Annotated in this window: 9 protein-coding genes, 1 tRNA gene and 1 other RNA gene; 6 read left to right on the forward strand and 5 right to left on the reverse strand. The window is 51.1% G+C overall.

Going from position 1 to position 12092, the window contains the following annotated elements:
- Nucleotides 1-123: 123 nt before the first annotated feature.
- Entirely contained in the window at nt 124-1164 is a 1041-nt protein-coding gene (gene mnmA, locus LZ24_RS08080; RefSeq protein WP_144684377.1) for a tRNA 2-thiouridine(34) synthase MnmA, read from the reverse strand.
- Complete coding sequence (locus LZ24_RS08085) at nt 1161-1592, reverse strand: NIL domain-containing protein (protein WP_144684379.1); 432 nt, start codon at nt 1590-1592, stop codon at nt 1161-1163. The genes mnmA and LZ24_RS08085 overlap by 4 nt, the downstream gene beginning before the upstream one ends.
- Before the next feature lie 291 nt (nt 1593-1883).
- Between LZ24_RS08085 and LZ24_RS08090 the strand changes: the two genes are divergently transcribed.
- The 5 genes from LZ24_RS08090 (at nt 1884) to LZ24_RS08110 (ending at nt 6554) form a co-directional block, all read left to right on the forward strand.
- Nucleotides 1884-2792, forward strand: coding sequence for an SDR family oxidoreductase (locus LZ24_RS08090; protein ID WP_144684381.1), 909 nt, complete (start codon nt 1884-1886; stop codon nt 2790-2792).
- Between the two features lie 25 nt (nt 2793-2817).
- The gene (locus LZ24_RS08095) at nt 2818-4980 is read left to right on the forward strand and encodes an alpha/beta fold hydrolase (RefSeq protein ID WP_144684383.1); all 2163 of its coding nucleotides are present in this window, start codon (nt 2818-2820) and stop codon (nt 4978-4980) included.
- Nucleotides 4981-5063: 83 nt separating this feature from the next.
- Nucleotides 5064-5148, forward strand: a tRNA-Leu gene (locus tag LZ24_RS08100).
- Nucleotides 5149-5210: 62 nt separating this feature from the next.
- Nucleotides 5211-6332: a tRNA-queuosine alpha-mannosyltransferase domain-containing protein gene (locus LZ24_RS08105; RefSeq protein WP_144684385.1), complete on the forward strand. Its 1122-nt coding sequence runs from the start codon at nt 5211-5213 to the stop codon at nt 6330-6332.
- Between the two features lie 21 nt (nt 6333-6353).
- A complete protein-coding gene (locus LZ24_RS08110) occupies nt 6354-6554 on the forward strand; it encodes a hypothetical protein (RefSeq protein ID WP_144684387.1) in 201 nt (66 codons plus the stop codon).
- A 74-nt stretch (nt 6555-6628) separates the two neighbouring features.
- Here the strand turns inward: LZ24_RS08110 and typA are convergent, their stop codons facing one another.
- The gene (gene typA / locus LZ24_RS08115) at nt 6629-8458 is read right to left on the reverse strand and encodes a translational GTPase TypA (protein WP_144684389.1); all 1830 of its coding nucleotides are present in this window, start codon (nt 8456-8458) and stop codon (nt 6629-6631) included.
- Between the two features lie 442 nt (nt 8459-8900).
- On the opposite strand from typA, the gene LZ24_RS08120 reads away from it, so the two are divergent.
- Nucleotides 8901-9497, forward strand: a complete 597-nt coding sequence (locus LZ24_RS08120; RefSeq protein ID WP_246118556.1) for a recombinase family protein — start codon at nt 8901-8903, stop codon at nt 9495-9497.
- Nucleotides 9498-9862: 365 nt separating this feature from the next.
- Here LZ24_RS08120 and ssrA read toward each other — a convergent pair.
- Together ssrA and LZ24_RS08130 are read right to left on the reverse strand one after the other, a co-directional pair.
- Nucleotides 9863-10209: a transfer-messenger RNA gene (gene ssrA / locus LZ24_RS08125) on the reverse strand.
- 135 nt (nt 10210-10344) lie between these two features.
- On the reverse strand, nt 10345-12027 hold the full coding sequence (locus LZ24_RS08130; protein ID WP_144684394.1) for a sugar phosphate nucleotidyltransferase: 1683 nt from the start codon (nt 12025-12027) through the stop codon (nt 10345-10347).
- Nucleotides 12028-12092 lie beyond the last annotated feature (65 nt).

Raw genomic sequence — 12092 nt, forward strand, 5'->3', positions numbered from 1 at the left:
CTGCAAAGCTCTGATCCGAAACGATTGCAATGTCACTTGCAAATAGCCACGGAGCCTTGCAACAGTACGAAGCTGCTGCTGCAATTATAGCATTGGCAGTTCAGAATAAACGGTGCTGAACAGTTACTTACTTTTTTCCTGAATGAAACCGCCGCCCAGCACCCTGTCCTCATCATAAAACACGGCCCCCTGTCCCGGAGTGATGGCAGCCTGGGGTTCTGTAAAATGGACAGAGGCCCGACTGCTGCCCTCGGGTACCAGTGTTGCCGGTACATCCCGATGGCCATACCTTATTTTGACGGTGACCTGCATGGGGGCAGAAGGAAGGGGCATGAGCCAGTTGATATTTGTCACACGGCAGCCCGGCGCCATCATTTCTTCCCGGAATCCCACGACAAGGTGATTGTTGACCGTATCCAGTGCCAGTACATGGTAGGGTGCGGGACCGGGACAGTCCAGCCCCCGGCGCTGACCGATGGTATAGCGGTGCAGGCCCCTGTGGCGGCCGATGACTTTTCCGTCCGGGGTGACAATGGGGCCGGGGACCGGGCTTATTTTTCCTGTTGTTTCAAGAAAATCCGCATAGCCTCCCCGGGGTAGAAAGCAGATGTCCTGACTTTCCTTGTCTGAGAGAGGGGCCAGCCTGAAGGTCTCTGCTTTCTTCCGTACTTCTTCCTTGGTAAAATTACCCAGCGGAAACAGAATGCGGTCAAGGCGGTAACGGGGAAGCCGTGAGAGGAAATAAGACTGATCTTTTTTGGCGTCCCTGCCCCGGAAAAGACCGGGAAGCCCGTCTGCTGCAGGAAGAATGCGGGCATAGTGACCCGTAGCCACGGCCATGCAATTCATTTTTTCTGCCACATCCATGAGGGAGCCGAATTTGATGGCAGGGTTGCAGACAAGGCAGGGGTTGGGAGTGCGTCCTGCCCTGTACTCTTCCACAAAGTTGTCAATGACATATTTCTCAAAGTCTTTGGAAAAATCCACAAGGGCCACCCGGCATCCAAGCCTTTTTCCAAGCGTCTCCATGTCTTTTTCCGGCTTGTTTTTCTGATACCCCGTGAGAAAGTGAACGGCCCGGATTGCATGCCCTTCTTCCTGAAGAATACGGGCCGTCACCAGAGAGTCTATGCCGCCGCTGACGGCCACCAGAATGGGGCTCATTCAAAGAATTTTTCGGTTTTAGTGGCAGTCACACACATTGCCCGGGTGGGACAGGTGGGCACACAGAGCTCACAGACACTGCATTTTTCCTGATCAAAGACAACAGCCATGTCCGGTCTGTGAACATAAAGGGCTGCCGTGGGGCATACGGCGGTGCAGGCGCCACAGTGGGTACATCGGGATTCATCCCTTGTTATTTCCTGTCCGGCATTCTGCACATCAATGCCTTCACTTTCCAGATAGGCAAGGCCTTTTCTGAAATTCTCTCTGGTACCGGAGAGTTCCAGAACCATAAGGCCCTCTTTGCGGGGAAGGATCTGGGCGTGGAGAATGTTGAAGGTCAGTTCAAAGCTACGGGCAAGATTGCAGACCAGCGGTTTCTGGCTGGCTTCTGCAGGAAATCTTAAAATCAGAATTTTGGATTGCAAAGCGGTCTCCTTTTTCGGGTAGCAGTGTCTGGCAAAACGTTATTCGGGTGCGGGTGGCTTGTCAAGGAAGGCTTTGTTTTCTGGATATTTTGATAGACTCTTTCTTGACAAAAATGACGGGTTTACCTAATCTCTGCAATTTAAAAAAGCAATATCTTTCTTGTGGTTGCACAGATAAGGAGGGCAGAAATTTTGCGGGTGAGGGTATCCGGCAGTCAGGGATTGTGCATACCCTTTTCAAGTGGAACAGTCACTGATTTTTTTTGATATATGTGAAAAAGGAGGCTTCTTGTGGATCAGGAAAAAAAGCCCATTCGTTTTGATGATCAGGTTGTGCTCATAACCGGAGCCGGTGGCGGCCTTGGCCGGGCCTATGCCCTGGAGTTTGCCCGGCGGGGGGCAAAGGTTGTGGTGAACGATATCGGTGCCGCCAGAGACGGTGCAGGCAATTCCGAAGGACCGGCTGCTCAGGTGGTGGAAGAAATCCTTGCCATGGGTGGCGAGGCCATTGCAAGCATGGATTCCGTTGCAGATCCCGATGGCGGTGAGGCCATGGTCGCCTCTGCTGTGGGGACTTTCGGGCGGCTGGATGTTCTCGTTAACAATGCGGGCAATCTTAAGGATGTGAGCCTTGTAAAAATGCAGCCCCAGGACTGGAATGCCGTTCTGGATGTTCACCTCAAAGGAGCCTTCTGTGTCACGGCACCGGCATTGCGTGTCATGAAAAATCAGAATTACGGGCGGATTCTTTTTACCACATCCGCAGCAGGTCTTTACGGAAATTTCGGTCAGTCCCACTATGCGGCGGCAAAAATGGGTCTGGTGGGGATGATGCAGTCGGTCTGCATTGAAGGCAGAAAAAATAATATTCAGGCCAATGCCATTGCCCCCCTTGCGGCTTCCCGGATGACCGAAGACCTTCTGCCGCCGGAAGTCCTTGAAAATATGGACCCTGCAACGGTGGCCCCTCTGGTTCTCTGGCTATGTTCCTCTGCCTGCGGGGAAAGCGGAAGTATTTTCAACATGGGCCTTGGCTGCCTCAACCGGGTACAGCTGGTCACGGGCCGGGGTGTCCGCTTTGATCCCAAAAAAGCCATGGCACCCGAAGAGCTTGCAGGGATGTGGCCTGAGGTGCTCTCCATGGAAGGGGCTGCAGCCTATTCCGACATGAACGCCTTTATTTTCGGGCTTTTTTCATGAGCCTAACCCCTGATTCCGGGAAAACATGAACCGTTTTGCCTTTCTTTCCACTGCCTTTGCCTTAAAACGCCTTTATCGTCTCTCCAATGCCAGAACCGCCATCAGCGGCGAGGAGAACATTCCGGACGGGCCGGTGATTTTTACGGTGAATCACTTCACCCGCATCGAGACCCTGTTTCTTCCCTATCATCTGGAAGAAATAACGGGCAGGCCCATCTGGTCTCTGGCTCACCATGCCCTGTTTACAGGGGCCATGGCCGGATTTCTGGAAAAAGGAGGGGCTGTGTCCACGGCAGCACCGGACAGGGACAGTCTCATTATAAAAAGTCTGCTTATGGATGAAGCCCGCTGGATTATTTTTCCCGAAGGCAGCATGGTGAAAAGTAAGAAGGTGGTTTCTGAAGATGGCTTTATTGTGGACAACGGAGAAGAAAAAAAGCGTCCCAGAACAGGCGCTGCCAATCTGGCCCTGCGGGCGGAGTTTTATCGCAGAAGAATTCTGCACCACAGGGCAGAAGAGGGCAGGGAGGCCGCCATGGAAGTCTGTCGGCCCTTTGAGGTGGAAAGCCCTGAAGGGGTAACGGATAAGGCCGTACATATTGTTCCCGTCAATATCACCTATTACCCCCTGCGTGTGAGGGAGAACGCCCTGAACCGTCTGGCCGCCTTTCTGGTGGATGCCCTTCCCCAGAGGGTCAGCGAAGAACTGATGACCGAAGGCAGCATGCTCCTCGACGGGGTGGATGTGGATATCCGTTTTGGCCGTCCCCTGGAGGCGGGAGCCTATCTGGAGGATTCGGTCATCACTTCGGACATTGAGTCGCCATGTCCCTTTGGCCCCGATGATCCCATTGCTTCCCTTGATGCCCTGCGGCAGGCTGCCGTGACGCTGATGCAGGATTACATGGCTGCCATTTATGCCATGACCACGGTGAACCCGGACCATCTGTTTGCAAGCATCCTCAGGGAAATGCCCGGAGATCTCATTGATCCCGAAGACCTGCGGCGCAGGGTCTACCTTGCAGCGACACTCAGGCTGGACAGCCAGCGGCTTTATCTGCACAGAAGCCTTGAGTACAGTCAGATTCATCTCATCACAGATGACCGTTTCGGAAGATGTGAGGATTTTTTCCGCTATGCACAGGACACGGGCGTTCTTCTGTCTGCGGAAAACGGGGTTTTCAGGCGAAACAGCGCAAAGCTCAGCGCAGACTATGATTTCCATGATATCCGTGTTGCCAATCCCATCGCTGTGATGGCCAATGAGATTGAGCCCCTTGCCCTGCTGCGGCCCCATCTGACCCGCCTTGCAAGGGAAACCTCCTTTCACATTCAAAGGCGGCTGGTGGCCCATCTGCTGGAAAAGGGTGTGCGGAGTTTTGAGAAAGCCCGCAGCCGCTATGGTTTTCAGCATGAGTTCATGGATAAGGAAGCAGGACGGCCTTTTTTTCTGGAGGGTATGCCCGGGAGGGCAGGTGTTCTGCTGATCCATGGCTACCTTTCTCTTCCTGCCCGGATGCAGGCTCTGGGGGACATCCTTCAGAAAAAAGGTTTCTGGGTTTATGGTGTGCGTCTGCCCGGCCATGGCACTTCACTGGAGGATCTGGAAAAAGCAAAGGCTGGCCAGTGGGAAGATGCGGTTCTGGAAGGCTACGCCCTCCTGCATGTACTCTGCGGAAAGGTGGCTGCTGTCGGGGTTTCTCTGGGGGGACTTCTTGCAAGTCTTCTTGCAGTCCGTATTCCCGGTCTGAGGGCCCTGTGTCTGGTGGGAGTGCCTTCCCGCATCCAGGAATACAGACTTTGCGATGAGCCCGGATCTGCCATCTGGGATCGTATTTTTTCCCGTATCCGTACCGGAAAAAAGGAAAAAATGCGCCTTCCCTGTGGCCTTGAGGCATCCGGTATGGGATACAGGGAGCATTCGGAGACTGTTTTCAGGGAAATGGCCCTGCTTGCGGAGAAGGTAAGGACAGGGGTTCCCCTGATCCGTGTTCCCTGCATGGTCTTGCAGGGCCGGAAAGATCCTCTGGTAGCACCGGAAGCGGCTCCGGAAATTTTTAAGCGCCTCGAAACAGCGCACAAGGAACTCTACCTTGCCGATTCTCTTTTTCACGATATTCTCTCCGAAGACGGAGGAGAGAGAATCTGGGACCTGATAACGGGTTTCCTGACGAGATGGGAGGGCTGATCCTTTTTAAAAGGACTTTTGAGGGAATTTTCTGTTTTCTGCCTTGACCCCCTGCAAAAAATTCCGTAAAGACTTCCTTTAATGCCGAAGTGGTGGAATTGGTAGACACGCCAGACTTAGGATCTGGTGCCTTGCGGCGTGGGAGTTCGAGTCTCCCCTTCGGTACCAAAGCAAAAGAAGGAGCAGGCCTGCCTTGATGCCGCAGGCCATTTGTGTTTGAGGGGGGCTTCGTGCGTTTTCTCATGCTGGAAGCATACTACGGTGGTTCCCATAAGGCCTTTATGGATGGTCTTTGCCAGCATCTTCCCCACACCACAGAACTGAAGACCCTTCCGGCAAGGCACTGGAAGTGGCGCATGCGCTCAGCTGCCCTCCTTTTTTTAAAGGACATTGAAGAAATTGAAGCCTATGATGCCGTTATCACCACCAACATGACGGGTGTGGCGGATTTCAAGGCCCTTGCCGGTCCCTTATGTCCTCCTGTTTTTCTTTATTTCCATGAAAATCAGTTCGATTATCCCCCTTCTCCCCATAGCGGTCATGATCTGAATCCGGCCCTGACGGATCTGACCTCCGCCCTTGCCGCAGATTGTGTGGCCTTTAATTCCGAAGCCCACAGAATCCGGTTTCTGAAAACGGCCTCTGAGGTCCTTTCCCGTTTTCCTAAACCGGATCTTTTATGGACCCTTGAGGCAGTAGAAAAAAAAAGTGTGGTGCTGTATCCCGGCTGTGATTTTGCACTTTTTTTAAACGGTAAAAAGGATTTTTCCATAAAACCCCGTTGTATTGTCTGGAACCACAGGTGGGAACACGATAAAAACCCGTCGGATTTTTTTGATGCGCTTTCTGAAATCCAGAGGAAAAGAATTCCTTTTCACTTGATGCTTCTGGGGGCAAGGCATGCGAAAATCCCTGAAGTTTTCAATAAAGCCATGGCGGTTTTCAAAGATCACCTTGTGTATTCAGACTATCCTTCAAAAAAAGAAGACTATGCCCGCCTGCTTTCAAAGGCGCATATCTGTGTAAGCACTGCGGATCAGGAAAATTTCGGTATGGCTGTGGCAGAAGCCATGGCTGCAGGCTGTCTTCCGCTGCTTCCGGCAAGGCTTTCCTATCCGGAGCTTTTACCAGAGGAACTTCATCCCTTCCTCCTTTATAAAAACAGGGAAGGGCTGGTTTCCCGGCTGGAATGGCTTTTAAGCTGTCCGGAAAAGGAGCTTGAAAAATTAAAGGGGCTTTCTTCCTGGATCTTACGTTTTGACTGGAAGGAGAGTCTTGTTCCCCTGATGCAGGCGCTGGAGGGTATGGTGCTTGCCAGGCCATCATCCTGTTCAGAAATGATAAGGAAATAACCCTGAAACGAGGAGGATACCTTGAGTCAGTCCGTAACGGTTCATGCAACCATTGATGTCAGTCCCGAGACCCTTGCCTCCCTGGTGAGACATGCCAAAAGGCTTGCCGGTGAGCAGGGAAAAAAGGCCGACCCTGCAGAAACCCTGAATCAGATGGTGAGTCTTTTTCTGGCAAAGAATGATTTTGAAAGTTTTGTGGATGATCCGGCTAATTATTCCTGAAAACCGCAGCCGGTCCCTTTCCTCCATTGGCGGGGAAGGGACCGGCTGAACACGGGTGACAGGCAGAAATTGTCTTATCCGTTTTCTTTCTGCTTTTTTTGCCTTTGTCTCTCATGGATATCGAGATAGGTTTTTCTGAGCCGGATACTTAAGGGCGTTACCTCCACCAGTTCATCTTCGGCGATAAACTGCAGGGCCGCTTCGAGACTCATGGGTTTTACGGGTTTTAAGAGGACGTTGTCATCCTTGCCCGATGCCCGCATGTTGGTGAGCTTTTTTTCCTTGCAGGGATTGACGTCCAGATCATTGTTCTTGGCATGGGCCCCGATGATCATTCCCTTGTAAACCGGTGTGCCCGGAGTGACGATCAGCTCTCCCCTTGGCTCAAGATTAAAGAGGGCGTAAGGAATGGCGGTGCCGGATCTGTCGGATACCAGGGAGCCTGAAAAACGGGACGGGAAATCTCCCCTGTAGGGTTCATAACCGGAAAAAAGGGCATTCAGTATCCCTGTTCCCCTCGTATCCGTAAGGAATTCATCCCTGTATCCGATGAGTGCCCTGGAAGGGGCCTTAAAGTGCATACGGACCCTGCCGGAACCATTGTTTACAAGGGACTCCATGCGTCCCTTCCTGATGGACATCTTTTCCGTGACAACGCCCATGAAGGTTTCATCGCAGTCAATATAAACATCTTCCATGGGTTCTGTCCGGACACCGTTTTCTTCCCTGAAAATCACCTCAGGTCTTCCCACGCAGAGTTCAAATCCTTCCCTTCTCATGGTTTCTATGAGAATGGCCATCTGAAATTCTCCGCGTCCCTTGACAAGGAAGGTCTCCTTGTCATCGGTATCCTCTATCTGAATGGCCACGTTTCTGAGGGTTTCCCGCTGTAGTCTTTCCCTGATTTTCCGGGACTGAACAAGTTTTCCTTCTTTTCCTGCAAGGGGAGAATTGTTGGTGGTAAAGCGCATGGCCACCGTTGGTTCATCCACCCGGATGCGGGGCTGAATCAGGGGATTGTCTGCAATGGTAAGGGTGTCACCGATTTCCACGTCTTCATTGCCGGAAAGCACCACGATTTCTCCGGCAGAGGCTTCTTCCGTTTTCACAAGCTGGGTGCCTTCATATACCTGAATGGTTGAAAGCCGGAAGGGAAGCAGAGACTTATCCGCACTGGCCCTTATGAAGGGCATACGGTTTTTCAGGCTGCCGCTCTGAATTCTTCCGATGGAAAGGCGTCCCAGATAGTCGGAGTATCCGATATCGGAAATCAGCATGGAAAAAGGCCCTTCTGGGTTGACCTTGGGGGGAGGAATGCGGTCGAGGATGGTTTCAAAAAGAAGGGTCAGGTCTTCACCCAGCTGATCCGGTTCCGGACCTGCCACCCCATCCCGGCCGATGGCGTAAAGACATGGGAATTCAATCTGTGCTTCCGTGGCTTCAAGGTCAATGAAGAGATCATAGATTTCATTGAGAACTTCCTGTGGTCTGGCATCCTGGCGATCCACCTTATTAATGACAACGATCACAGGAATTTCTGCCTCAAAGGTTTTTTTGAGAACAAAACGGGTCTGGGGAAGGGGGCCTTCTGCGGCGTCCACCAGCAGAATGGCACCATCCACCATGGAAAGGGCACGTTCCACTTCCGCACCGAAGTCCGCATGGCCGGGTGTATCTAGGATATTGATTTTTATTGTTTTATAGCGTACAGAGCAGTTTTTGGCGGCAATGGTGATGCCCCTCTCCCTTTCAATATCCATGCTGTCCATGATGCGTTCAGCAACTTCCTGATCAGGACGGAAAACGCCACTTTGGCGGAACATGGTATCCACAAGGGTGGTTTTGCCGTGGTCTACATGGGCAATGATGGCAATGTTTCTCAGATTCAATGATTCAAATGACATGGGATTCCTGAAAGCCTCCCCGCCCGGGCGGGTATTGAAGGTGTAAAAAACAGTAAAAAACAGACGTATAACAGCAAAACCGCTACTTATAACTGAAAAAATATGGAATTGACAATTGATAATTTTATCATGTATTCTTTTCTTATCCATTATGCTTTTTTGTCTGTCTGCCCTTATGGCCATGAATTGATTCGGTGCCATCCCTGCCTGACAGCAGAAAGTTTATACACACGGAAAGAAACATTGGCATGATATGGCAGACCTGTCTGTCCATGGCCGGAGTAATTATCTTTTTGGAAAACTTGCGCTGGCATTGTAACAGGGCTATGGTTTCTGTTCCGCATGACTTTGTTTAATCTGTTTTTCGTCAACAGGCCGCAGCATGGGCGTACAGCCTTTGCCTCTCAGTTTTTCAGGACATCCTTGTGGAAGGGAGAATGTCATGAACGAGTTTTTAAAGAATCTCCGGTCCAGTCAGAAAGATCGAAGCCAGGGGGCAGGAAGAAGCTCTCAGGAATCCTATGGTAATCAGGAAAGAAGGGCAGCCTATGATCGTCGATCCCAGCAGAAGAAGAGTACGGCCCAGGTCGGTGAGGATTTTTTCAAGCGCACGGAGGAAATCCTTGTGGGTATACACATGCTTCTGCAGGGGATGAATGAAACCATGGGTCGCCTTGCGGATGCACGGGAGCGTTCTGCGGATGTGGAAGATAGAAAACTTGCCCTCCTCGAAGCCATGCTGCCCCTGACGCTGGATGCCCTGAAGGTGGTGGCGGAAGGCTGGTCCCCTGCGGTGATGTCTCCGGGAAATCAAGAAAAGGAAGGGGGGCCGCCGGAGCAGGAAAGGGAGGCTCCTGTTTTAAAAAAACTATCCGGTGAAGAAAAAAAAGAAATTATAAAAAAAATACGCAGTCTGCGGGAGCAGGGCTATACCTATGATCAGATTGCGGAATATCTGGAAAATAACAGGGTGCCCACCTTTTCCAATAAAGGGAAATGGCACGCCCAGACCATACACAGGCTGTGCAGAATACCTTAGGGATGTAAATTAAAGATGAGAAAGTCTGCCCAGCGTTAGGTCAGTGGACCTGACGGTTACACGTTTAAAAACAGCCCCCGCCATCTGGCAATGCTTACCGTGATTTCCTTGGTGCCTCATTTTCACACACTATTGTCGTGATTTGTTTTTTGTTGCCATATTGCCTCCGATAAGTAACAAAAGAGGAACACAAGGAACAAAATACACAAATAACCCTTGTTTGTCCCTTGTTTTTTGCTCGGTTGACCATGTTTTTTTAGGTTTTGACTGGTTGCATGCGGTTACATGAAATCGGCAAAAAGCCCGTCATTTCTGGAAAATCGGGCACAAAAAAAGCCACCCGAAGGTGGCTTTAAATATGCTGCTGGTGGAGGCGGCGGGAATTGAACCCGCGTCCGAAGACTCTCTATGAAAGTATCTACATGCTTAGTTCAGATTTTGATTTTAGTCCTTGCCAACGCCTCTGAACTGGCTGTGGTTCGGACGATCCTGCTGATTTAACCTGAAAAACCGCAGGCAGATTTTTCAAGCGGTCCCGCGAGTCGACGCCCCGTTCCAGCACTGCGGGAGTGTGCTGGCAGGACGGTAGCTATGCAGCTACGGCGTAGTTATAATCGTCTGCGATTACTTTAGGTTCCGCTGTTTTACGAGCCTGCGGAAGCTCGGCATGCAACCCTCACTTCAACATCCCCGTCGAAGCCATGTCGCCCCCAATTTTAAAGAACATGTTTTTCATGGTGTAATTGTCAATATATGAACAACCCTTTTTTAGAGCCAATCACACCGAAAGATAAGAATACAGGGCTTGGGTGAAACTGTCAATCATTATCAAAAAAAATAGCGGCAATCAGATCCGCAGGCCGGATGCCATGGTCTTCCATCTGGAATCCGCCATTATGGAGACGTCTCTGATGGCTTTCAGTTCAGGCTCCTCAAGAATTTTTTGCATAAGAAGGCTTTTCAGGGCAGGGGATATATAGTCTTTAAAAAAACTTTTGTTTTTTCTTTTCCATAAGAAAGAAAAGGCTCCGAGGATCTGAAGATTGCGGCAAAGGGCAGCGTATCTGTATCCCTTGCGGAAGGTATGCGGGCAGCAGCCTTCTTCTTCCATGAGGCCTGTGCATTTTTCCAGCAGCCTTTCCTGCATGGCAGGGGCAAGTCCTGCATAGGGATCGAGCAGGAGGGAGGCAAGATCGTACTGTAGGGGTCCCTGCATGGCTCCCTGAAAGTCAATGATGTGGATTTTTTCATTAAGGATCATGATGTTGCGGCTCTGGAAGTCTCTGTGAATGAGTCCTGTGCAGCCGTATTCAAGGGTTTTTTCCGCAAGAAAATGAAAGGCGCATGCAAGCCCTTCAGGCATATTCTCTAAGTCAAGGAGATCTTCAAGGAAGGCCTTTTTGAAGTAACCGCATTCCCGTTCAAGAATCAGATTTTTATTGTAAGCTGGAAAAATAAAGGCCATTTCAGGTATGAAGCCCGAGAGGGCTTTTTTCATTTGCGGAAAAAGGGCAAGAAGGTTTTCATAAAATGGCCGTGTTGTTTCTGTACCAGCAGCAAGAATGCGGTCGTGGAGTCTTTCATCTCCGAGATCTTCCATGGCCACAAGTCCTGCAAAAATATCGGCGCCGATACATTCCGGCACAGGAATGTGGTCGGCAAGGTGTTTTGCAATGGAGGCGCAGGCCATGGCTTCCGAAGGCCGGATAAGTCCCTGTATACCGTGGTCGGCGATGATGCAGCCTTTTCCGTCTTCCCATACGATGCGCCACCACTTCCGGTCCGATCCGTCTCCGGCCAGTGCCTTTTTTCGGAAAAGGGTGCTGGAATTCCTGATGGAAAGCAGCAGATCTTCCATGGCTGCTTCAGAAAAACGTTCGGGGGTTCCAAGGTCAGACCAGCGGGATGAAGGGGGAAGGGTGCAGGCGAAGGGAGCCTTGTCTGTATGAATCATGGACCTGTAAGCATCAATGGAAGAAAAAATTTTTCCCGATTCAAAAAAGGAAAGGGCTTCGGGAGAAAGCATCTGGATACCCGTAAATGCCATGCGACTGCACTCCGGGGCAACGCTGTCATCCCTGAAGCCTGCGATGCGTTCTCCATGAACCGCCACATGGTTCATATCTGAAGAGGCGGAAAGAACCAGTGTTGCCATGGCCTGTTTTTGCAGGTGAAAGTCTGTGAGGGCTGAAAAATCCATATCCGTTCTGATGTCGGCATTGAGGATCAGCATGGGATCTTCGGTGAAAAAATCCTTCATATTGGCAATGGCACCACCTGTGTCCAGAAGGTTTTTTTCCCTGCGACAGAATACGGGTATGGGCCAGGTGTTCTGTCGGATATGGTTTTCCAGCAGTTCTGCCAGATGGTGGGTGTTGATGAGGATGGCATCCATTCCCTGATCAGCCAGCTGGAAAATAAGGCGGTCGATGATGGGGATCCCCCCCGAAGGAAAAAGGGGTTTGGGAATATGGTCTGTGTGGGGTTGCAGCCGGGTCCCCCGGCCTGCGGCAAGGAGGATGGCGCGCATGGACAGCTTTCAGGTCTTTAAGGTGGAAGATATTTAAAAGGGCCGCCCATGGATCGGGCAGCCCT

This window comes from Desulfobotulus alkaliphilus, from assembly GCF_007830435.1.
Taxonomy (GTDB): domain Bacteria; phylum Desulfobacterota; class Desulfobacteria; order Desulfobacterales; family ASO4-4; genus Desulfobotulus; species Desulfobotulus alkaliphilus.